Origin of the sequence: Saccharopolyspora flava, assembly GCF_900116135.1 — a bacterium.
GTDB lineage: Bacteria > Actinomycetota > Actinomycetes > Mycobacteriales > Pseudonocardiaceae > Saccharopolyspora > Saccharopolyspora flava.
Genome location: NZ_FOZX01000010.1, coordinates 177,648 through 200,087 on the forward strand (window position 1 = coordinate 177,648; position 22,440 = coordinate 200,087).

Consider the following 22,440-nt stretch of genomic DNA (forward strand, 5'->3'; position numbering starts at 1 on the left):
GTCATGTTCGACTTCACCGGCCATATCGCGCTGGTCACCGGAGCCGGCCGCAACGCGGGCGCCGGCATGGCCCGTGCGCTGGCAGGGCAGGGTGCGGCGGTCGCCGTCAACGACCTCGACCTCGGGCGGGCCGAGGACACCTGCGCGCAGATCGAGCAGGCCGGCGGCCGGGCGGTCCCTGCGCCCTTCGACGTCACCGACCTCGACGCCGTGCGCGCCGGGGTGGCCAAGGCCGGAACCGACCTCGGTGGGACGGTCGACGTGCTGGTCAACAACGCGGGAATCCCCGCTGACATCGGCGACATGGGTTACGGGCCGTTCCGCGATCTCGACCCCGCGAAGTGGCGCACCCCCGTGGAGATCAACCTGTTCGGCGCGATGAACTGCGTGCACACCGTCCTGCCCGGCATGCGTGAGGCGGGCTGGGGGCGGATCGTGCAGATCTCGTCGGGTGCCGGCCGAGTCGGCCTGGGCATGGGCGTGGCGCTCTACGGCTCGGGCAAGAGCGGTGTGGAGGGCTTCATCCGCCACATCTCCCAGGAAGAGGCACCCGCGGGCATCACCGCGAACGTGCTGGCGCTGGGTCTGATGAGCAACGCCGGGCGCGGAACCGACACCAGCGGGGTCGCCGCGGGAATCCCGACGGGCCGTCGCGGCAATCCCGAGGACGCCGGTGCCGCGGTGGTCTATCTCGCCTCCCCGGAGGCGTCCTGGCTGACCGGCCAGACCATCGACCTCAACGGCGGCAGCCAGACGCGCTGAGGTCGGGCGGGGTTCACCCATCGACGGGGAAGGGATGAGCATGGCGACGCAGCAGGAGGTCTTCGGCCACGGCCTGGCGGTGATCACCGGTGCGGGTGCGGGGATCGGCGAAGGTCTGGCCCGTCACCTGGCAGGTCTGGGCATGACGGTGGTGGTCGCCGACATCGACGAGGCGGCTGCCCGGCGAGTGGCCGGTGACCTGCCCGCTCCTGGCCGCGGAATCCCGTACGCGGTCGACGTGCGCGACGGGGACGCTGTGGCGGGACTGGCGCGATGGGTTCGTTCCGAGCTCGGCCCGGTGCGATTGCTGATCGCCAATGCCGGGCTCCAGCAGTTCGGCCACCTCTGGGACACGCCGGTGGCCGGCTGGCAGCGGGTGATGGAGGTCAACGTCAACGGGGTCTTCCACTGCGCACGGGCATTCCTTCCGGACATGCTCGTCGACCCGGGGCGCAGCCACGTGCTGGTGATGGCCTCGATCGGCTCGGTCGTCTCGATGCCGATGCAGTCGTCCTACATCGTGAGCAAGCACGCCGTGCTCGCCCTCGCCGAATGCTTGCACCAGGAGATCGGACTCGTCGGAGCGGACGTGAACGTAGCCGCGGTACTCCCGGGCGCGGTCCTCTCCGACATCTTCAGCAGCGCGGGCGGAGTGGAGCACGGCGACGTCGACGCGGCTGAGCGGCACCGTCGTGACATGTTCTCGGTGCGGGAACGGGCGATCTCGCCCGCAGAGGCCGGCGAGACGATCGTGGAGCAGGCCGCGCAGGGCGAGTTCTACATCGTCACCCAGCCCGACATGGTTCTCGGTGCTATGCGTTCCCGCGCCGAGCAGCTCGCCGAACGCCGTTCCCCGGCGGTGTTTCGGAGCCGTTTCGTCCCCCAGAACGATGAGTGAGTTCGGGAGCTGTCCAGAGGAGGACCAGGCCATGACGACAACCTTGCGGGATTCCGGCCGCCGCCATCCGCTCACCCCAGTGGCACCGCCGCGCGTGGTCGACGACCTGTACGGCCAGGACGAGGTCGCGACCTTGTTCGGCGTGATCGCCGAGCGCGGTCCGTGGCCGCTGATCGTGGCGCACCACTTCCGCTCCACCGAGGAGTACCTGGCGGTTTCGGGTGGGCGCGAGGCCAAGCCGGACGCTACGTTGTCGGACTTCGCGGCACCCGTGTTCCGCGGCTACTTCGCGAAAGAAGGCGTCGCCTTCTACGAGGAGCTCCGCGACATCTACCAGGGGCGCAGGCTGCTGGAGCACGCGAAGAGCGTCCACGGGGCGGCTTACGGCATGCCGCACCACATGCTGTTCAACCTCGCGATGCCCTCGCACAGCTTCGACGCAGGGCATTTCGACAGCGGCAACTGGCGCGGGATGAGTTCGGTCGACACCCCGATCTGGCTGCTCAGCGTCATGGCCAAGTCCGGCCTCTTCGACCACTGGGAGGTCAAGACCGCTCAGGTGATCGCCTACTTCTACGATTCGGATCTGGACGGCGGTTTCACCTACTGGCCCGACGGGCCTGACCGCGCACCGCGACGTCTGCCGTCGCCGTTCTGGAACACCGGTGTGCTGGCGGACAATTCCAGGATGTATCACCGGCGTGAGGCCAGTGGGCCCCGTGACCTCCGCGACATGCCCGACTTGGAGATGGACTCGCGCTTGCACGCGGAGGGCGGGGAGTGGGTCGTGCGCAACGGCGATCGGGAGATCGGCCGTTACACCGACGGCGAAGTGCGCACCCTGTTTCACTACACGGCACTGGTCTTTGACGACCGCGCTGACGCCGACCGGTACCTGGACCACACCGACGACCTGACCCCGGAGAAGGTCTTCGACGTTCTGGGTGACGACCTGTCGCGGCGCGGTATCGCGTTCGACTTCCCGGCCGATCCGATGACGAACCCGGAATTCATCGCCCTGCTCAACAACACCTACGCGGTGTCGCCGGCCGAATACCCACCGGAAGCACCGCTCGACATCCGTTGACCTGACCGGCAGCCGGATCCAGCTCCCGGCTCGGTGAGTTGCGGGCCGGGTGGCGGAAACCGTTGGGGGACAGGAGTGAGCAAATTTTGTCGTGATGAGCCAAAAACATGTAGGCTCGCCGGGAAGTCATTGCGGAAGGGGATGTCGTGGGTACCTACGCGGTCACCGGGTCGGCGTCGGGGATGGGATCCGAGATCGTGGCAAAGCTCCGGGGGCAGGGCCACACCGTCATCGGTGTGGATCTGGCCAACTCCGAAGTGACGGCGGACCTGTCCACCCACGAAGGTCGGCGGGACGCTGCGGAGAGGGTTCTCTCCGCCGTCGACGGGAGGCTCGACGGTGCCGTTCTGGCTGCCGGGATCGGGCCGGTGCCGGGTCGGGAGGCCGTGATCGCACGGGTCAACTACCTCGGAGCCGTCGAGCTGCTGAAGGCGTGGCGGCCCGCGCTGGCCGCTGCGGGCAACGCCAAGGTCGTGGCGTTCTCCAGCAACTCGACCACCACCACGCCCCTCGTGCCTCGTCGTGCGGTGCGCGCGCTGCTCGCCGGCGACCCGGACAGGGCGGTGCGCCGAACGCGATCGTTCGGCCGGGCCTCCACCGCGATGATCTACGCCGCGTCAAGATCGCCCTGAGTCACTGGGTGCGCCGCGAGGCCGTGCTGCCGGAGTGGGCCGGAGCCGGAATCCGGCTCAACGCCCTGGCTCCGGGCGCGATCCTGACCCCGTTGCTGGAACAGCAGCTCAAGACTCCAGGGCAGGCAAAGGCGATCAGGTCGTTCCGGGTCCCCATCGGAGGCTTCGGCGATCCGTCGCAGCTCGCCGACTGGGTGGTGTTCATGCTCTCCGGCGCGGCCGACTTCCTCGTCGGTTCTGTGGTGTTCGTCGACGGGGGAAGCGACGCCTACTTCCGCCCGGGCGCCTGGCCCCGTCCAGTCCCGCTTCGCCGGCTCGTTCGGTACGTGCGTCGCATGCGCGAGTTCGGAAAAGCAAGGACGGAACGCACTGTCGACAACACAGGAGAAGGTGTCCATGCGCGAGAAGAAGATTCCTGATGTCCTCGCCCCGGCAACGCTGGGGCCGGTGACACTGCGCAACCGAGTCATCAAGGCCGCGACCTACGAGAACATGGCGCGCGGCGGACTGGTCACCGACCAGTTGATCGACTTCCACGTCCGGCACGCCGCCGGTGGAGTGGGGATGACGACCGTCGCCTACTGCGCGGTGGCACCCGAGGGGCGCACCGACGGGGAACAGATCGTGTGGCGTCCCGAAGCGAAACCGGGACTGCGCAGGCTGACGGAAGCGGTGCACGCGCACGGTGCGGCGATCTCCGCGCAGGTCGGGCACTCCGGTCCGGTCGGTGACTCGACCAAGACGAAGCTGCCCGCGCTCGGTCCGAGCCCGTCGCTGAGCATGTTGTCACTGCGCAAGGTCAAGGCCGCGACGATGGCGGACATCGACCGGATCGTGCGGGCCCACGGCGAGGCCGCGGCGATGGCGGTCGACACGGGGTTCGACGCCGTGGAGATCCATCTGGGGCACAACTACCTCGCGAGCTCCTTCCTGAGCCCCAAGCTCAACAAGCGCAACGATGCCTACGGCGGAACTCTCGCGAACCGCGCCCGGCTCGCGCTGCGGATCATGCGTGCGGTCCGGGAAGCGGTGGGGGACCGGATCGCGATCCTGGCCAAGTTGAACATGGACGACGGTGTTCCCGGCGGGTTCTGGCTGGACGAAGCGATCACCGTCGCCCAGTGGTTGGAGTCCGAGGGCACGGTCGACGCGTTGGAGATGACCGCGGGGAGCTCCCTGCTCAACCCCATGTACCTGTTCAAGGGCGAAGCCCCGGTGCACGAGTTCGCAGAGGTGATGCCGCAGCCGATTCGCACGGGTGTGAAGCTCGTCGGCGACCGGTTCATCCGCGAATACCCCTACCAGGACGGCTATCTTCTGGAGGACGCGCGGCAGATCCGCGCGGCGGTGGATCTTCCGATGGTGCTCCTCGGCGGGATCACCCAACGCCAGATCATGGACACCGCCATGCACGAGGGATTCCAGTTCGTCGCGATGGGCCGCGCGCTGCTGCGCGAGCCCGACCTGATCAACCGGATCGCCACCGATCCCAGCACGCGGTCGCTGTGCAACCACAACAATCGCTGCATGGTCACGATCTTCACCGGGAGCCGGTGCGTCCTGGTCCCGGAAGACGAAAGCAATGGCAGCAGGGGGGATTCGCGATGAGCACACGTTTCGCGGGCAAGGTCGCTCTGATCACCGGTGCGGGATCCGGCATCGGCCGGGCGGTGGCCGTTCGGCTGGCGAACGAGGGTGCCGTCGTGTTCGGCGTGGACCTAGATGAACAGCGGGTTGCAGAAACCGCGGCCCTCTCCGATGGAGTGGTGAGGCCCTATGTCGCGGACATCTCGCAGCCCGAGGTGTGCCAGGAAGCCGTCCGAGCCTGCGTTGTGGAGCACGGTCGCCTCGACGTGCTGGGCAACATCGCGGGCATGGTGAAGGCAGGCCACTACGCGGAGATGCTTCCGGCCGATTACCGGAAGCTGATGGGCGTCAACGTCGACGCGTGCGTTTACCTCGGTCAGGCTGCGTTACCGCACCTGGTGGAGTCCAGTGGTTCGCTGATCAACATGGCTTCCAGCGCGGGCATGGTGGGGCAGGCCTACACCGCGGCCTACTGCGCCTCGAAGGCTGCGGTCATCCATCTGACCAAATCCCTGGCCATGGAATACATCAAGAGCGGGATCCGGGTGAACGCGATCGCCCCGGGTGCGATCAACACGCCGCTGATGCAGGGCTTCGAATTCCCCGACGCGATCGAAGACGATCTGCTGATGCGCTACGCGCCGGTGCGACGGGCGGGCGAGGCCGAGGACGTCGCAGCGCTGTTCGCGTTCCTCGCCTCCGATGAGGCGCGGTCGATCCACGGAGCGGTCCTCAATGTCGACAACGGGATGACCGCTGGCTGACCGACAAGCGCAGTGAAAGGCCTGAGCTCCGGCATGCCGCGCAGCGTCGACGTCGTCGACAGCTATCACCGCTACCCGAGGACATGCGGCTGCGCGCCGACGCCGGCTTGTGCGCTTACCGGTTCGGCCTCGAATGGCCGCGCAATCTAGCTCCAGCCCGGTGTCATCTCCCGAGCGGCGCTGGCACAGGATGATCGAGACCGCGACGCAGCTGGGCGTCACGCCGGTCATCACCCTGCACCTGACTAGCGGATTCCAATTTCTTCGGTATTTGAATGTCACGTCACCCGGATATGCGTAACTACTCGGAGACTGGGATACCAATCGGCCATTGGCCCCAATTCAGAATCTTGGGTCGAGGTCGGTTGTCGAGGTCTTGAGAAATTGACAACGCTTGCAGCCTGGGGATGCGACGCTCTCGTGTGGTCAGGAGCCGGTGAAGGAGGGGGTTCGCTTGTCGCGGAAGGCTGAGACCGCTTCGGCTGAGTCCTGTGTGGACTGAACAACGGCCTGTTCGGCGGCGGCCATCGACAGCGAGGACATGAAGTCGGCTCGTTCGCCGTTGCGGACGAGGCGTTTGATCGCGCGGATCGCGACGGGCGGTCCGTCGGCCAGACTTCGGCACAGGCTGTGCACCGCCTCGGGGAACTCCTCGGGTGGATGGACCGAGAGGACCAGCCCGAGGTCCAGGGCTTCTTGTGCGTCGACGAACCGTCCGGTCCACAGCAGTTCCAGAGCACGTGCCTGTCCGACGATTCTGGGCAGCAGGTGCGCGCCGCCGTCGCCTGGAATGAGGCCGACGCGGACGTAGCCTTCGGAGAATCGGGCTCGGGTCGAGGCCAGGCGCAGGTCGCAGCCCAGCGCCATGTCCATTCCGGCGCCGACCGCGACACCGTCGACGGCGGCGATGAGTGGTTTGTCGAGTTCCAGGGCGGCTGCGGCGACGCGGTGGACCCGGTTCTGCAGTACCTCCTGGCGATCGAGGGTTGAGGTGATTTGCGCGAAGTCGTCGAGGTCCACGCCGGCGCAGAACGCCCCTTGCGACCCGGTGACGAGGACGACGCGCACGGTGTCGTCGGTGCGTGCCTCGCGCAGTGCTGCAGCCCACTGGTCGAGCATCTCGAGGGTGAAGGCGTTCTTGCGGTGGGCGCGGTTGAGGAGGATGGTGCCGATGCCGTCCTTGACGGTGTATTCGAGGTCAGGCATGTGATGTTCTCCTTGTCGATCAGGGGCGGGTATCGGCGTCGACGTGCCCGGTTGCGGCGAGACCGGAGCCCGCGAGCGCGGTCTTGTGGGTCAGTTCGGCATCGCGGGTTTCCCGCATGAGCGCGTAGGTCAGCAGCGAGATGAGAGCGCAAGCCGAGACGTAGTAGAAGAAGTAGTCCTCGTGACCGGCGCTCCGGAAGGCCAGGGCGATGTAGGAGGCTGTGCCGCCGAAGATCGCCTGGGCGATGTTGTAGGGGATGGCGACGCCGACTGTCCGGACCTCGGTCGGGAACAGCTCGGCCTTGACCACGGCGTTGATGGAGGAGTAGCCGGCGACGAAGGTGAGGCCGATCAGGGTGTAGGCCAGGCACCAGAGCCATGTCGGTTGGTTCTGCATGCCCTGGAGGATCGGGTAGGTGAACGCGGTCGTGCCGAGCCCGAAGAAGATCAGCACGGGGCGGCGGCCGACCTTGTCCGAGATGTATCCCCCGAGGGGCAGCAGGAACAGGAACACGACGAGCGCGACGAGGTTGATCCGCGCTGCTTCTTCTTTGGACAGTCCCACGCTGTTGACCAGGTACGTGGTGAGGTACGTGGTGTAGGTGTAGTAGGCGACCGAGCCGCCGAGGGTGAGCGTGAGGACGAGGAACGCTGCACGGCGGTGTTTCCACACCTCGGCGATGGTGCCGCGCTTGTTCTCCGTGTCCGTGTTCGCGAGGGTCGAGTACGCCTCGGTCTCGTGCATGCCTCGGCGCAGGTAGAACACCGCAACGCCCGCGATCGCGCCGATGATGAACGGGATGCGCCAGCCCCACGACATGAGTTGCGCGTTGCTGAGGAGGAGCTGGAGCGTGATGAGGAGCAGCGCACCGGCGATCTGGCCGAGGGTCACCGAGATGTACTGGAAGCTTCCGCCGAGTCCGCGCCAAGTCTTCTTCGAGACCTCGGTCAGGTATGCCGCGGAGGTGGCGTACTCGCCGCCGACGGAGAGGCCTTGCAGGATCCGTGCGATGAGCAGCATGCTGGCGCCGAGGTATCCGGCTGTGGCGTGGTTCGGTGCCACGGCGATGAGCAGTGCGCTGAACGACATCATCGTGACGGTGAACGTCAGTCCGCTCTTGCGGCCCTTTCGGTCGGCTAGCCGGCCGAGCAGCCAGCCGCCGAGGGGTCGGGCGAGGAAGCCGACGGCGAAGATCGCTGCGGTGTTGAGGAGTTGGGCGGTGCTGTCGCCCTTGGGGAAGAACTGGCCCGCGAAGTAGATCGCGAAGGTGGTGTAGACGAACCAGTCGAACCACTCGATCATGTTGCCGATGGATCCGGCGATCAGTGATCTGATGTAGTGGCCGCGGGGGCGGCCGGGGTCGCTGTCGGATGGGCCGGGTGTCAAAGCGAGGTCTCCGTAGCTGAGCAGCTCTCTGGCCGATGTGGATGGGCGCGTGCGCGTGGTGGCGGGCGCCCTATGCGGTGATGAGGGTCCACAGATCTTCGGGGCCGGCGGCGAGTGCGGCGGTGGTGAGCTTGTCGTCCCAGTGGTGGACGGATCCGAATTCCGATCGCCAGGCGAGTGCGGGCTGGGTGAACTCGTGCAGGGGGTGTTCGCGGGTGGTTCCGATGGCCCCGTGGACCTGGTGTGCGTTGCGGACCACGACTGAGGCGGCGTGGCCGGCGCAGGAACGGGCAGCGGCGATGAGGAAGTCGAGGTTCGTGCTGGACCAGTCGGTGCGGATGGCTTCCGCGAGGGCGGCCTCGGTGGAGGCGCGGGCCAGGGACGCCTCGGCGGCGATGTCGGCGACCAGGTGTTGCACGGCTTGGAACTTGGACAACGGCCGCCCGAATTGGACGCGCTCGATGGTGTGGGTGATCGACAGCTCCAAGATGCGATCGAGTGCGGCGCACATCTGCAGGCCGCGTATGAGGGCTCCGCGGAGGTTGAACTGGTCGATCAAGGAGTCCGGCACTGGGGTTCCGGTCAACGTGGCGGTGTCGGCGGTGACGGTGTCGCGGGGCTCACCGGCGCGGTTGATGCCGGGAGTGATGCTCAGCGAGGAAGTCTGGACGTCGGCCACGCGGAAGGTACCGGCGTCGGGCCAGACGGTCACGACTTGCTCGGCCTGAGCTGCCCAGGGCGTGTTGCGGGCGATGCCGTTGCTGTCGAGCAGGCACGCGGTGCGGCGGGCGTCGTCGACGGGGAGTCCGGCGGATTCGAGTAGCCAGCAGGCGAGCAGGTCATGCTCGGCGAGGGGCACGTGGACGCCGTTGCGCGCTGCAGCGCGGAGAAGTTCGGCCGCCTCGGCCCAGCCGGCGCCGCTGCCGCCGGAGATTTCGCTGCCGGTGAGGCGGACGAGCCCGAGTTCGGTGAGCTGGTCCCACAGAGTCACATCCCAGACAGCCGTGCCTTCGGCGGCCTCGTTCTTGTCCCGGTACTGCGAGAACACTGCGGACATCATGTCTGCGAGGTCCGCATCGACGGTAGTCGGCGCAGTCATCAGCGCATCCCCAATCCGCGGGCGATCACGCCGCGCAGTACTTCGCTGGTACCGCCGCGGAGGGTGAACCCGGGGCGCTGGACGATGGCCTCATCGAGCATGGCGCGGTACGCGGCGTCCTCGTCGGAGACTTCGCCGGCCAGCAGATCGGCGAAATCGGCGATGTCACCTTCGGTGGAGGTGCCCACGACCTTCACCACGGCAGCGGCCGTATCGACAGGTTCCTGACGCTCCAACGCTCCGGCGACCGCGGTGGACATCTGGTGCAGACCGGCGACGCGGGCGACATATCGGCCGAGATCGGTATTCCGGGGCAGGGCGTCACGGCACATGTGCTCGGCGGTCTGCGCGAGCAGGGGGAAGGTGGACAGGAAGCGCTCGGGGCCGCTGCGTTCGAAGCTGAGCTCGGAGGTGACCTGCTGCCAGCCGTTCCCGATGGTGCCGAACACCATGTCATCGGGGACGAAGACGTCGTCGAGGAGGACCTCGTTGAAGTGGTGTCGGCCGTTCATGGAGATCACCGGACGGATGTCCACGCGCGGGGCGCGCAGGTCGACGATGAACTGGCTCAACCCGCTGTGCCGGTGCTCGGCGTCGGCAGGCGCGGTGCGGGCGAGGCAGATGAACGCGTTTGCCCGGTGCGCGCCGGAGGTCCACAACTTGGTGCCGCTGACCCGCCAGCCCCCGTCCACGCGGGTGGCTTTCGTGCGCACGCTGGCCAAGTCCGACCCAGAGTCGGGCTCGCTCATACCGATCGCGAAAAAGCACTCGCCCCGAGCAATCCTGGGCAGAAACGCTTGTTTCTGCACGCCGGTACCGTACTTGAGCAGCGAAGGTACGATCTGGCGGTCGGCGATCCAGTGCGCGGCCACGGGGGCGCCCGCAGCGAGCAGTTCCTCGGTGACGACGAACCGCTCGAGGTGGCTGCGGCAGTGCCCGCCGTACTCGGCGGGAACGGTCATGCCGAGCCAGCCGCGGGCGGCCAATGCGCGCGAGAAGTTCTCGTCCCAACCGGTGAGCCAGCTGTCGACGCCGCGGCCGATCCGGCCGGCGGCGCGCTGCTCGGTGAGAAACTTGCGGACCTCCGCCCGCAACTCGTCCATCATGTGTGGATCGGAACGGACAGGAGGGACCGGTCTGCGATGAGTCATGGTGCGGTTCTCCTGAGTCAGGCCGACGCGGCTTCGGGCGAGGCGGTCTTGACCACGCCGACGTCGACCAGCGCCCGGATGTCGTCTTCGGTGTACCCGAGGCCGGTGAGAAGTTCGACGGTGTTCTCGCCGAGCAACGGGGCGTGACGGTGGAGGGCGACAGGCGTGCGTGACATCGCGAACGGGGTGCGAGTCGCGTAGTACTCGCCCTCGGTGGGGTGTTCCCGCTTCGTGATCAGTTCCTGGCCCAGGACGTAGGGATTCTCAGCGGCTTTGCCGAGATCGAGCAGGTCGGATGCCGGGATGCCGTGGAGCTCGCACAGCGCCAGCCACTCGTCGGTGGTGCGTTCGCTCGCAACCTCGCGGACGGCGGTGAGGAGCTCTCCCATGTGGCGGTGGCGGGCGTTGACCGTCGCGTACCGCGGGTTGCCGACCAGGTCTTGCCTGCCTGCGGCGGTGAAGAAGTCGTCCCAGTTCTTCGACGAGTACGGCAGGATGCAGATCCAGCCGTCAGCGGTCTGGTGCGGTACCCGCTCGGGGGTGAGCACACGGGCCCACCCGAAGTCCCCCTCAGCGGGAGTGAAGGTGCGTCCGGCGAAGTGCTCGACCAGGTTGAAGGCGATCATCGAGTCGACCATCGGCACATCGACCGCCTGACCGACCCCGGTCTTCCTCTTCGTCATCGCCGCCGACAGGACGGCGATGACGATGTAGAGGCCGACGACCTTGTCGGCGATGACGTACGGCGCGTAACGCGGTTCGCCGTCGATGAGTTCGGAGAGCTTCGCCGCACCCGATGCGGCTTGGACGATGTCGTCGTAGGCGGGGTTGTCGCGGGACGCCGTCTCGGAGCCGTACGCCTGCGCGGTGCACAGGATCAAGCCTGGGTTGATCTGCGACAACCGCTCAAAGGTGATGCCCAGCTTCTCGCGTGAGCGCGGGCGCAAATTGGTGACGAGGACGTCGGCGCTGCGGACCAGGTCGTCGAGCACCGTCCGACCGTCCTCGGTGTTGAGGTCAACGGCGATGCTGCGCTTGTTGCGCTGCAGGTTGAGCGTCAATGCGCTCATCCCCTCGTGCCGCCGGGCTCCGATGCTCCGAGTCATGTCGCCGTCGAGGCTTTCCACCTTCACGACGTCCGCGCCCAGGTCGGCCAGCGTTGCCGTGGCGAACGGGCCCATGATCACCGTGGTCAGGTCGATGACGCGCAGTCCAGCAAGGGCGCCCGGTGTCGGGTGCATCGAAGCCTCCATCCGCCGTGACGTGTGGCACCGCAGGACTATGGCACCCGCAACGCAAGATACGCAATACTGCAAAACGATCCGTATATAAGTAACCATTACAATGGTGGCAGGTGAACAGCGGGGGAGATCGATGTGGACGGTGAGAGGTCGTCATGACCCAGCCCGACGAGGCGCCCACGAAGGCGCGAGCCCGTCATCGGACCGTGGATCGCGTTGCGGCGATCCTCGAGCACGCGGCACGCTCGCGCTCCGGGGTCACGCTCACTGATCTCGCGAAAGAGCTCGCGGCACCGGTGAGTTCAATCCAAGGTCTGGTCAACGGACTGGTGGCCACCGGGTATCTCGACGAGCGCGATCGACGGTACTCATTGGGCAGCGCGCCGTACCTGCTGAACCGTCTGGCTGGACGGCAGCCGGTCTCGACCGTGACGCACGCAGACCTCGAAGCCATCCACGAACGATCTGGCTTGACGACCGTGCTCTCCATCGCCGTGGGCGGGAACGTCTTCTACGTGGACTACTGCGGGTCGGATCCGCGCTTCGCCTACCTGGCCGAGAACTACGTGCGGAGATCTCTCATCCGCACCTCCTCCGGGTGGGTGCTGCTCGCGGGCATGGAGAAGCGCGACCTGTGGGCCTACCTCCGCAGTGTCGGTGCGGAGGAGGGGTACCTCGTCGACAGGTTCTTCGCCGCGCTGCCTGAAATCGAGGCCACTGGAATCTGTGCTTCCCCCAACGCATCTGAAGAAGGCGACGGAGTCTCGATCGCGATCCGCGAGAACGGCAAGACCGTGGCTGCCATAGGCATGATCTCCACCCCGACAGTGATCGCTGAACAACGTGAGAGCCTGGTGGGCATCTTGCAGGGATCAATCCGCAGTACGGCTGCGGGCGGGATGACGTGACGCGGATCTGCGCCTGAGGCCGCTCCGCTAGTTGCAGCCCGCCGCGACTAGTCGGAAGAGGTCAGCCAAAGTCTCCGCGAGGTTGCTGCGGAGAGACGCGGTCGTTGAGGCGAGCGCCGGTATGGTCCGGGCCTATTGTTTGAACGATAAGTTCAGTGAGCGCTGAATTTGATTCAGTGGTGCGCATCCCAGGGCCTCGGATGGCGAATCCGTGGTCCAGTCGATGTCATCGATACGTAGGTTGGCGACTTCGGAAAGCCGTGCGCCGGTGTTGCAGTACAACCGGATCATCGCCTGATCACGAAGATTCATGAACCCAGAGCCCTTGCACGACTCCAACAAGCGTGTCGTGTCGTCGGTACTGATGACCGGGATCAACTTCGTCGGCGGCTGCGGCGGACGAACTCCGTCCACAGGTGAGCGCTCCACGGCTTGCTCGTCCTCGGCCAGCCAGTGGAAGAACTGCTGCAGGAACTTGTGCTTGTTGAGAGCGGTCGAGGCCGACCGAGTCTCAATCATCCACGCCTGGAACGACTCTACGTCCGCACGCGACACGGCTGCGGGATCCTGAGCCGCATACCCACCGCTGTTGGCCACGACGTACTTCCCAAGCTGGACCACCGCCAGCAGATAGTTGTACCGGGTCGTCTCAGGCCGCCCAGTCGAACGCAAACACCGGTCCCAGTCCCGAATCAGGCAACGCCACGACTCGGACAAGCCAGCCGACAAGCGCTCAAGATCCACGTTGCCCTCCCCAGAGTCCGATGCTCAGCTGCGTAGCACTGCGCTGCGCCAGCGTTGGCCAACGACGCTAGCTCTGGATTCTGCAAATCCGTCGCACCTTGGTCTGGCCCACCATGGACAGCTCGCCGCTGTCGCGGGAGAAGGCGCAAGGTGAGAAGCAAAAGGACGGGGTTGTAGACCTGGCGAAAGCGGCTCAACGACAGCTGGAACGCGCTACCGGACCTGCTACGGTGGGCCGCTCGCGCGGCTCTCACGCGCGCGAATACATGCGCGGGAGCGGGTTGGTAGGGGGACTTGAACCCCCAAATGCGTGCAATTTCCCGTGTTTGGGGAAATCACACCAAGAACTATAGCAGGTGGCGTTGTCTCATGGGGGTCAGTGTGCGGCGCCGTGTGCGGGGCGTCGATGGGTGGGATTTTCGGCGTGTTGCGAGCAGCACTGCCGCGATGCCGGGACGGATTCAACCGGTGGTCGCAACACCGGGTTGTTGGAGCGATTGTAGGTGTTGGTCAAGTGCTTCGGCGGGAGTTTTCCATCCGAGTGTCTTGCGTGGTCGGTGGTTGAGTGTGTCGGCGACGGCCTGGAGCTCCTCGGCGTTCCAACGTGAGAGGTCTGTTCCTTTGGGGAAGTATTGGCGGAGCAGGCCATTGCTGTTTCGTTCGTGCCGCGCTGCCAGGGACTGTGGGGGTCGGCGAAGTAGACGGGGATACCGGTTTCGACCTTGAACGCCGCGTGCGCGGACATCTCCTTGCCGCGATCCCAGGCCACTGATCGACGCAGTTGCTCGGGCAGGGTCGTGATCGTGGAGGCGAGAGCGTTTTTCATCGTGACAGCGCCATAACCGGCCAATGCGGGCCCGTTCTTGGTTCGCGGGATCACGCCATAACCGTGCTCGCGGGGCAGGTGGACTAGTACTCCAGCCGGACTTCGTGATCGGGGCTGGTGAGAGGTGCTTGGAGGTGGGTGCGGCCGCCAGTTGATCATGGTCGGTTGTGTGGACTTCCCAAGATTGTCTGACGGCCGCTGGCGCCAGCATAGACCCTGCCCGTTGGCGGGCGATGTTCGATGAGCTCACGGGGCGAATCGCGGGCCGGTTCGCCCGGGTTGAGCCGCGTCGGCGGGCGGAGAAGCTGTTGCTGGGCTTGATATCTGAGTTGCCGCGGAAGAATTGCTGGACCATCGCTGAGTATGTCGGGGACTCGAGCCCGGACGGGTTGCAGCACCTGCTGGCGCGGGCGGCGTGGGACGCCGATGCGGTGCGCGACGACCTGCGCGACTACGTCTGCGAGCACCTTGGCGAGACCGACGCGGTCCTGATCGTGGACGAGACCGGCGATGTGAAGAAGGGCAGCAAGACAGCAGGGACGCAACGTCAATACACAGGAACGGCCGGACGGATCGAGAACGCCCAGGTCGCGGTCTATTTGACCTACGCGACGGCGGTGGGACACGCCTTCATCGACCGGGCCTTGTACCTGCCGGAGTCCTGGACCAGCGATCCCGAACGCTGTCACGCGACCGGAATCGGTGAGCACGCCCGGTTCGCGACCAAACCGGAGCTGGCCAACACGATGATCGCCCGCGCTCTGGATGCCGGAGTCGCAGCATCATGGGTGACCGGCGACGAGGTATATGGCGCCGACCCACGCCTGCGCGCGGAGCTGGAAGACCGCGGTGTCGGCTACGTTCTGGCCATCGGCTGTGACCGCCGTGTGGCCACTGCGGCCGGAACCTTCCGCCCGGACGAACTCGCGGCACGGCTACCGAAACACGCCTGGCAGCGCCTGCCGGCAGGCGCCGGCGCGAAAGGACACCGCTACTACGACTGGGCCCTGATCGACGTCGACCCCGAAGCCACGCCAGCCGGGCATCGTTGGCTGCTGATCCGGCGTCACCGCCGCACGAAAGAGCTCGCGTTCTACCGTTGTTTCGCAGCCGCTACCACAGCCTTGCCTGTTCTGGTGCGGGTGGCCGGAACCCGTTGGCGCATCGAGGAATCGTTTCAAACCAGCAAAGGGCTCACCGGTCTGGACCAGCACCAAGTCCGACGCTGGACCTCCTGGCAACGCTGGACCGTCCTGGCAATGCTCGCCCACGCGTTCCTCACGATCGCCGCCGCCACCGAACGCGCCAGAGCACCGGCACCGACCGGCTCGATCGCGTTGACCTGCAACGAAATCCACCACCTGATCGCCACGCTCGCCATTACACCGATCACCGATACCGCGCACCACCTGCGCTTCTCCCAATGGCGCAGGCGACACCAACACCGAGCCCAACAAGCCCACTACCAGCACCAAACCACCCAAGAACCATGACCATCACGATCTACGGCTGGAGTACTAGTGCGCTACTGGAAACGCGGCACCGGCGCACTGTCGAGTACAGCAAGGGCGTCGGTGGCGTGATGCTGGCGATGTTCCACGGAGCTGGACCAGGCCTCTGACCGGTCCGTTCAACCATGAATTACCGGCACAAGGCAGTAACCGTGAAAAGCAACAAACCCGCAGGATCAAACGATCGCTGCGGCTCTGTAGTGTGCTGTGTTGACGAATTAGGTCGCAATCTTGTGTCGGGGGACTTCAATGGCATCTTTCGACTAGAAGTTGAGGCTTCGCGATAGCCACGAATCCGAGCTCTACCCACCGGTATTCTGGTCAGACTGGCCGGCTGGGTTCGCTTTTCGGGGTCGTTCGCAGTTCCTTTTGAGTCTTGACGCGGTCGCCCGCCGACAGGAATATGCACGTCGCACGCGCTCGCTGACCTGCGGTCACGGGGCGTGTGTGGCTGGTGGGGCGTCGGTCCCGTCGGGGCAGGGCGGGCAACGGTCGGGGGTCGCCCCGCCCCGCCGCAGTGCAGAAGGGGGCAGCGGACTACTTCGGGCCGATGCGGAAGGGCGACGTCCACGCGTGAAACCCGAGACGATCTCGCGCTTCGGTGGTTTTCGCATCGAGTTGCCCAATGGTTATCGAAACGAGTTCGTTCAGCTGAGTGATCCGCGTCACACTGTTCGGGTGGTCGACCAGTTGCAGTGCGAGTACGCGGAACGCGACGCCTTCTGGGTGTCCTCAGTCAGCGTGTGGATCGCCTTAAGGTCGGTCCTGAGTGGAACAGGTCGTTGCACCGGCTTGTCCGCGAACTCTCCGATCAGCTCGAACATGCCGTGGATCAAGCGAATGAGCGCAGGAATCAGCCGGAATGGTGCGGTGAGCGCACGAGTCGCTTCAAGGTGGGCCCGGCGCGCCTTCGATAGCACGCCAGATTTGTCCACCGGGGTGGAACTTCGCTGTTCTCGCAAAGGCCAACGCGCATTGCGGGCCGATCCGGACCGCTTTTATCCGGGCGCCAGCGTCGGACCGTTAGACTGACGTCGGCGGCGGGGCCCGCCGTTCTATCCGTGCGTGAGGCACAGGCGCACCGCAGACCGTTGCCAACGGTCCCTACTACCAGTGATCGATGCGTGCTGGTAGGAGCGTGTATGCCGTCAGGGCCTTCCGGCCCGCCCGTAGAGGTCGACCGCGGTGTGCCCGAGAAGCACCGCGCGCCGCGTGGGTACTCGGTAGCGGGCGGATTTGGGTCGGGCTGCTACTTCGGTGGCGGCTTGGCGCTCAGGGCTACATGACCCGCGAAGCCCTGAGCGCGCAAGAAACTTCGCCGCAGGCGCCGTACCTCGTGTGGAGGAGAAACCGCCCCTGCATCTGACCGGTTTGTCGATCGGATGCGGGGCGGTCTTCTATTGGGCTCCCGGCTCGATGGGGGGCGGCCAAGCCGGGGGCGCCAAGCCACGGAGGGGGTGTGGCGTAGGAGACCCTAATCGAACGGGGCGCCGGACGTCCGCCACTTAGCGGAATCGATCACAGTTTCTTTCCAGTTGAACCCTTGGTGTCCGTGCACACACTGTGTGCCCTCGCACATGCTCGCTGTTCTGCCGTAACGGGGCATGTTTGGCTGGCGGGACGTCGCGTTCCGCCGAGTCGGGGCGGGTGACAGTCGGAGGGGGCCCGGCTCGACTGCCACAGAACCACCTGTGTGTTCCGCGGGCCCGGTTGGTCGGTGCCGGCCAGGCCCGGTCCCGTGCCGACGCGTACAGCACGCGGGCGTTCTGCAGCACCATCACGATCACCGCGTTGAGGATCGCCGTCGCGACGCTCAGTCCGACGAAGGTCGCCAGCGCCGGGCCGCCCCAGGATTCGACGATGGCGAGTCCGCGGTGGCCAAGTCGGCGTCGGACGGCGCGCCGAGGACGATCGCTACGGTTGGCAGCCCGATGATCAGCATGGCTGCCAACAGCGACCAGATGACGGTGCGCGCGACGCTTCGCTCCGGCTGCTTCAGCTCCTCGGACAGGTAGACGGCGCTGCCGAAGCCCTGGAAGGTGAAGATCCCGACGGCCAGGCCGGTCAGCAGCACGCCCAGCGTGAACGGCGTGGAACCGCCTGCGGCGTCCGGGATGACCGGAGCCACGAGCGTGCTGAGTGGTCGGTGGGCGTGGGCGAAGCCGAACATCGCCACCAGAGCGGCTGCCAGCACTTCGACGCCCAGGAAGATCCCGGTGACCATCGCGTTCGATCGCACGTCCAGCAGTGCCGTCGCGGTCGCCAGCAACATCACCACCGCGCCGGTGGCGGCGGTGGGCAGTTCGAGCGCGGAACTCAGGTATTCGGCTGTGCCGAGCGCGATCACCGGCGGCACCACGACGATCATCGCCAGGCTCATGACGAAGGTGATCCAGCCGGCGCCGCGACCGAGCACCCGGGCGACGATCGAGTACTTGCCGCCGGCGACCGGGAAACGGGTGCCGAGCTCGCTGTAGCACAGCAGCTCAGCAAGTTTGCCCAGCCTTGTCGCCTCTTTGTTGTGCTGGTCAGCATAGAAGCGACTCAGGTGCCCTGGCAGCCTGGTTCTGTCGCTGCGGATGGACGCGACGAGTACGGCCACTTGCTTTAAATGCCTTGAATACCGTTCATCTCGTTGTAGGCAGCGCCGTCATAGGTAATCGCATGGTGCTGGCAAGGGCGGCTTCATGGGGTTGTCGGCGTTTTTGACGAGAAACCGCCCCTGCATCTGACCGATTTGTCGGTCGGACCCGGGGCGGTTTTCTATCGGCTCCCGGCTCGATGGGGGGCGGCCAAGCCGGGGCGCCAAGCCACGGAGGGGGTTATGCCTCGTGCGGCAAGCTAACCGAACGGATTGCCGAACGTCCACTATCTACTGGAATTGATCACATCTTCTTCCTAGTTAAACCCTTGGCTGGGTTGCCCCTGCACGCGCTGTCAGTCTTCGCACATGCTCGCTGTCGGCAGCTAGTATCGGTGTTATGCGAGTTGGGGCACGAAGCACACGCGGTACCGCGTTGTGGGAGGCCCTGTGGAATCAGGTCTCCGGTCCTATCGCGCTGCTCGACCTGCAGGGGCGGCACGTGGACGTCAATCCGGCCATGTGCCGTCTGCTCGGCTACGACCGCGAGGTGCTGCTCGAACTGCTGCCCGCTGACGTCACCCACATGGATGACTACGTGCTGACGGAAACAGCAGTCGAGAGCATGTTGTTGGAGGAGATCGAGAGCTTCTCGGCGGAGAAGCGGCTCCTGCGCTGCGACGGCAGTGTGATCCTGGTGCTCGTCAACAGTTCACTGATCAGAGCGCAGGACGGCAGCCCTGAACTGATCGTTTCCCAGTTCCATGACATTACCGCTCGCTACGAGTCTGAGCTTCTCTGGCGCCAGACACTGATCAACGCCCCCATCGGAATAGCCCTGACAAATCTCGAGGGACGCTGCACCGAGGCCAACGTCAGGCTGTGCGAGTTGGTCGGCTATCGCCGCGAGGAATTGGTGGGCCAACGGTGCACCGATTTGATTTACAACGGCGACAAGGAACCGGTGGAAGCGTTATACGCCGAGTTTCGGAATGGGTGCAACGATTCGGCCAGTCTGGAGATCTGCCTGCGGCACCGGGACGGCCACCCGTTCTGGATCTTGGCCCGCCTCGGTCTGATCCGAGGGCTGGATGACCGGCCAGCCTACGTGGTCGGCCAGTACGAGCCGCTCGGCGACGATGCGCAGGTGGAGGAGGGCCGCCTGGCCGAGCTGACCCGCATGGCGTTGCACGATCCCCTTACCGGTGTGGCCAACCGCGCCCTGCTCATGGACCGATACCAGCAGGAGCTCGCGAAGTTCCCGGAGCAGGAAGGTGTACTCGCCGTGTTCCTGATCGACCTGGACGGGTTCAAGGAGATCAACGACCGCTACGGACACGTCGTGGGAGACGAGATCTTGCAGGCCGCCGCACGCGAGCTGCAAGGCGCCGTGCGCACCGCCGACACCGTGGCTCGCGTCGGTGGTGACGAGTTCGTCGTGCTCGCCAGCGTGGCCGACGAGGCCCAGGCCGAGGAACTGCGCGCCCGAGTCGACCGCAGTCTGAACACGGAGCCCACCGCACCCGATCTACGCATCAGGTCGGGCGCCAGCGTGGGAATGGCCATCACGCGAAGCGCCTCGACCCCCTACCGAGCCCTGCTGGACAGCGCCGACCGAGACATGTACGCGCGCAAGCACCGTCCCAGTTAGAGGGCATGGTGTGCGTTTGGTGATATGCCCGGTCGGCGACGCAGGGCTCTCAGGCTTGTGGTTGGCGCCTGACGTGCGGAGCTTCGGTCTTCGCTTGCAAGCATGTCAACCGCAGGAAATTCCGTGATGACGTGGCGAAGCCGCTACCTGGCTGCCACCGGCGCCCGATAAGGGTGCCGGTGGCGGGTGACGTTCAGAGTTCTGGGCTCTCCCGGCGGCCTACTACCGACCAATGTGGACCCTCAGATGTAGAGCGCCGAGCTGTTGCCTTGGCCTGGGCCTGCGAACCGTGGGCCTTCCAGCCCGGGTGCGCCCGCTTTCGGTGATGGCTGGCGTGGCGTGGAATTCACCGCATGTAGTTCAACACGAGCGTCAACGCCACGGACAGCACAACCGAGATGAGGACCATGGTCAGGCAGCCGACCGCACCGCCAATCGGCTTGATCTCCACATTGCGAAAACGCATTCTTGGCCTCCGATGTAGTGCCGAGGCGGGCGGTCGGCTGCCACGCCTCACGCGCTAGGCCCGCGCCCCGCACTCGGCCGTTCCCTGCTCTGCTGCTGGCGCCGCATCAGCCCAGCGAGGCCGGCCAGACCCAGCAAGCCGAACAGGCCCCAGTACTGATTGTTGTCGTCCTTCTGCTCTGGTTGCTCCTGCATGTGGACGACACGACTCGCGGCGGTTGCTGAGAGTGGTGCCGCGTCAAAGCCCACACCCGGCGCAGCCGTCAAGCCGACCGCGAGAGCTGCCGCCGCTACCGTACGAGCCAGTAGTTACCCCTTCGTGTCTTGTTCCGTGCTCCACAAGGCCCGATTTCCAAGTGGAGAGATCGACTCCGATTCGCTCGCTTGGGTTCCGCGAGAGGGTGGAGTGGGTGCGGGTGGCATTTCAGCTTGCCGCCTGCTCCGGATATTTCTTCCCTGCTGATTGCTCTTCGAGCCATGCTCTCGAACAAAGATTGTGCAACCTTCGCGCTACAGCCGCGAGTTTCGTAGAAGCGGTTCCGCAACGTCAGGTTTGCCACGAGCTGGCTTCTTAAACCCGCAGACGACCGCATTGCGCGTCAACAGGGGTGAAGCGCGGCTCGGTGGAAGCGAGGGCACGCCGTCTCCGGGGCAGGCATGGCTGCTCGATCGGGTCTGCCCAGGGTTTGGTTGACACCTGATGTGTGAGGCTTCGGCCTCGCTTGGAAGGATGTCGTCGTGCCCAAGCCCTACCCGCAGGAGTTTCGTGATGACGTGGTCGCGGTGGCCCGTCGTGGCGAGACATCGTTGAAGCAGGTCGCCGCTGATTTCGGGATCTCGATCGGTTGCCTGAAGAACTGGATGCGTGCCGCTGAGGTCGCCGAGGGCACCCGTGAGGGTGTGACTCGTGAGGAGCCGGCTGAGCTGCGGGAACTCCGCAAGCGCAACCGGCTGCTGGAGCAGGAGAACGAGGTCCTGCGTAAGGCCGCGGCGTATTTGTCCCAGGGTGCTCTGCGGGGAAAATAGCTTTCCCGCTCGTCCGTGACCTGGCCGCCGCCGACGCCCCGATCAGGGTGCCGGTGGCGGTGACGTGCAGGGTGCTGGGTATCTCCCGGCAGGCCTACTACCAGTGGGAATCCGACCCGGTCTCGCAACGCGACTGGGACGACGCCCATCTGATCAAGGCCGCCCTCGAGATCCATTCCGATGATCCGACCGAGGGGTATCGGTTCATCGCCGACGAACTCGCCCGGCGAGGCTTCGCGGCCTCGGAGAACCGGGTATGGCGGATCTGCTCGATGCAGAAGATTTTTTCCTTGCATGCCAAGAAAAAGGCACGCAATCCGAAGGCCGGACCGCCGGTGCACGACGACCTCGTGGACCGCGATTTCACCGCTACCGCACCGAATACCAAGTGGTTGACAGACATCACAGAGCATTCCACCGCCGAGGGCAAGCTGTACCTGTGCGCGGTCAAGGACTGCTACTCCAACCGCATCGTCGGCTACTCGATCGGCCCCCGGATGCGCTCGTCGTTGGCCGTGGCCGCGTTACGCAACGCCATCGCCCTGCGCAACCCGCAGGGCGTGATCGTGCATTCGGACAGGGGCAGTCAATTTCGATCCAGAAGCTACGGGCGTCTGCTTCGCTCGCACGGGCTGACCGGCTCCATGGGTCGGGTCGGCGCCTGCGGCGACAACGCCGCCATGGAGTCCTTCTTTTCCTTACTACAGAAGAACATTCTCAACACCAGACGCTGGAAGAGTCGGGAGGAACTACGGCTGGCGATCGTGTCCTGGATCGAGACCAAATACCACCGCCGGCGACGGCAACGCCGCCTCGGCAAACTCACCCCAGTCGAGTTTGAGACCATCTACACCGCCGCTACAGCGGCCTGACACCACTCAACCCCGCGTGTCAACCAAAGCCTGGGCAGTCCC

20 protein-coding genes and 1 pseudogene are annotated in these 22,440 nt (G+C 65.7%); 12 read left to right on the plus strand and 9 right to left on the minus strand.

Annotated features, from left to right (window positions below; all coding sequences use genetic code 11):
• Positions 1-3: 3 nt before the first annotated feature.
• The 7 genes from BM424_RS24250 (at position 4) to BM424_RS24275 (ending at position 5,730) form a co-directional block, all read left to right on the plus strand.
• Positions 4-762, plus strand: a complete 759-nt coding sequence (locus tag BM424_RS24250; RefSeq protein WP_093422381.1) for an SDR family NAD(P)-dependent oxidoreductase — start codon at positions 4-6, stop codon at positions 760-762.
• 40 nt (positions 763-802) lie between these two features.
• The gene (locus tag BM424_RS24255) at positions 803-1,660 is read left to right on the plus strand and encodes an SDR family NAD(P)-dependent oxidoreductase (RefSeq protein WP_093422461.1); all 858 of its coding nucleotides are present in this window, start codon (positions 803-805) and stop codon (positions 1,658-1,660) included.
• Between the two features lie 31 nt (positions 1,661-1,691).
• Positions 1,692-2,747 (plus strand): hypothetical protein, encoded by a 1,056-nt coding sequence (locus BM424_RS24260; protein WP_093422383.1) that lies wholly within the window; start codon positions 1,692-1,694, stop codon positions 2,745-2,747.
• A gap of 146 nt (positions 2,748-2,893) precedes the next feature.
• On the plus strand, positions 2,894-3,379 hold the full coding sequence (locus BM424_RS29275; protein ID WP_217649821.1) for an NAD-dependent epimerase/dehydratase family protein: 486 nt from the start codon (positions 2,894-2,896) through the stop codon (positions 3,377-3,379).
• Between the two features lie 8 nt (positions 3,380-3,387).
• A complete protein-coding gene (locus BM424_RS29280) occupies positions 3,388-3,798 on the plus strand; it encodes an SDR family oxidoreductase (protein WP_217649822.1) in 411 nt (136 codons plus the stop codon).
• On the plus strand, positions 3,776-4,987 hold the full coding sequence (locus tag BM424_RS24270; protein ID WP_093422386.1) for an NADH:flavin oxidoreductase: 1,212 nt from the start codon (positions 3,776-3,778) through the stop codon (positions 4,985-4,987). Before BM424_RS29280 ends, BM424_RS24270 begins: the two co-directional genes overlap by 23 nt.
• Positions 4,984-5,730 (plus strand): SDR family NAD(P)-dependent oxidoreductase, encoded by a 747-nt coding sequence (locus tag BM424_RS24275; protein ID WP_093422388.1) that lies wholly within the window; start codon positions 4,984-4,986, stop codon positions 5,728-5,730. The genes BM424_RS24270 and BM424_RS24275 overlap by 4 nt, the downstream gene beginning before the upstream one ends.
• A gap of 426 nt (positions 5,731-6,156) precedes the next feature.
• Here the strand turns inward: BM424_RS24275 and BM424_RS24280 are convergent, their stop codons facing one another.
• From BM424_RS24280 to BM424_RS24300, 5 genes are all read right to left on the minus strand, one after another.
• A complete protein-coding gene (locus BM424_RS24280; RefSeq protein WP_093422391.1) occupies positions 6,157-6,936 on the minus strand; it encodes an enoyl-CoA hydratase/isomerase family protein in 780 nt (259 codons plus the stop codon).
• Positions 6,937-6,955: 19 nt separating this feature from the next.
• On the minus strand, positions 6,956-8,323 hold the full coding sequence (locus tag BM424_RS24285; protein ID WP_245776096.1) for an MFS transporter: 1,368 nt from the start codon (positions 8,321-8,323) through the stop codon (positions 6,956-6,958).
• Positions 8,324-8,393: 70 nt separating this feature from the next.
• Positions 8,394-9,422, minus strand: coding sequence for an acyl-CoA dehydrogenase family protein (locus tag BM424_RS24290; RefSeq protein ID WP_093422393.1), 1,029 nt, complete (start codon positions 9,420-9,422; stop codon positions 8,394-8,396).
• Positions 9,422-10,528: an acyl-CoA dehydrogenase family protein gene (locus tag BM424_RS24295; protein ID WP_245776097.1), complete on the minus strand. Its 1,107-nt coding sequence runs from the start codon at positions 10,526-10,528 to the stop codon at positions 9,422-9,424. The genes BM424_RS24290 and BM424_RS24295 overlap by 1 nt, the downstream gene beginning before the upstream one ends.
• A gap of 62 nt (positions 10,529-10,590) precedes the next feature.
• Entirely contained in the window at positions 10,591-11,814 is a 1,224-nt protein-coding gene (locus BM424_RS24300) for a CaiB/BaiF CoA transferase family protein (RefSeq protein ID WP_093422399.1), read from the minus strand.
• Between the two features lie 155 nt (positions 11,815-11,969).
• Between BM424_RS24300 and BM424_RS24305 the strand changes: the two genes are divergently transcribed.
• Positions 11,970-12,722, plus strand: coding sequence for an IclR family transcriptional regulator (locus BM424_RS24305; protein ID WP_093422401.1), 753 nt, complete (start codon positions 11,970-11,972; stop codon positions 12,720-12,722).
• Positions 12,723-12,854: 132 nt separating this feature from the next.
• On the opposite strand, the gene BM424_RS24310 is transcribed toward BM424_RS24305, so the two are convergent.
• Together BM424_RS24310 and BM424_RS24315 are read right to left on the minus strand one after the other, a co-directional pair.
• Positions 12,855-13,466 carry a tyrosine-type recombinase/integrase gene (locus tag BM424_RS24310; protein WP_093422404.1) on the minus strand — a complete coding sequence of 204 codons (612 nt, stop codon included), beginning with the start codon at positions 13,464-13,466 and terminating at the stop codon, positions 12,855-12,857.
• A gap of 461 nt (positions 13,467-13,927) precedes the next feature.
• Positions 13,928-14,382 (minus strand): annotated as a pseudogene (locus BM424_RS24315) (IS30 family transposase); the annotation flags it as partial.
• A gap of 143 nt (positions 14,383-14,525) precedes the next feature.
• Here BM424_RS24315 and BM424_RS24320 point away from each other — a divergent pair.
• Together BM424_RS24320 and BM424_RS29000 are read left to right on the plus strand one after the other, a co-directional pair.
• Positions 14,526-15,785, plus strand: coding sequence for an IS701 family transposase (locus BM424_RS24320; protein ID WP_093422407.1), 1,260 nt, complete (start codon positions 14,526-14,528; stop codon positions 15,783-15,785).
• A 591-nt stretch (positions 15,786-16,376) separates the two neighbouring features.
• On the plus strand, positions 16,377-16,835 hold the full coding sequence (locus BM424_RS29000; protein WP_175548246.1) for a hypothetical protein: 459 nt from the start codon (positions 16,377-16,379) through the stop codon (positions 16,833-16,835).
• A gap of 781 nt (positions 16,836-17,616) precedes the next feature.
• Here BM424_RS29000 and BM424_RS24325 read toward each other — a convergent pair.
• Entirely contained in the window at positions 17,617-18,405 is a 789-nt protein-coding gene (locus BM424_RS24325; protein WP_245776098.1) for an APC family permease, read from the minus strand.
• 415 nt (positions 18,406-18,820) lie between these two features.
• Between BM424_RS24325 and BM424_RS24330 the strand changes: the two genes are divergently transcribed.
• Positions 18,821-20,035: a sensor domain-containing diguanylate cyclase gene (locus tag BM424_RS24330; protein ID WP_245776099.1), complete on the plus strand. Its 1,215-nt coding sequence runs from the start codon at positions 18,821-18,823 to the stop codon at positions 20,033-20,035.
• A gap of 513 nt (positions 20,036-20,548) precedes the next feature.
• Here the strand turns inward: BM424_RS24330 and BM424_RS29915 are convergent.
• The gene (locus BM424_RS29915) at positions 20,549-20,749 is read right to left on the minus strand and encodes a WGxxGxxG family protein (protein WP_425442061.1); all 201 of its coding nucleotides are present in this window, start codon (positions 20,747-20,749) and stop codon (positions 20,549-20,551) included.
• A 489-nt stretch (positions 20,750-21,238) separates the two neighbouring features.
• Here BM424_RS29915 and BM424_RS24335 point away from each other — a divergent pair.
• Positions 21,239-22,398, plus strand: a protein-coding gene (locus BM424_RS24335) for an IS3 family transposase (RefSeq protein WP_093412644.1) whose coding sequence is annotated in 2 segments (ribosomal slippage) — positions 21,239-21,511 and positions 21,514-22,398 — 1,158 coding nt in all. Because the reading frame shifts where the segments join, the coding sequence is not laid out codon by codon here.
• Positions 22,399-22,440: the final 42 nt, after the last annotated feature.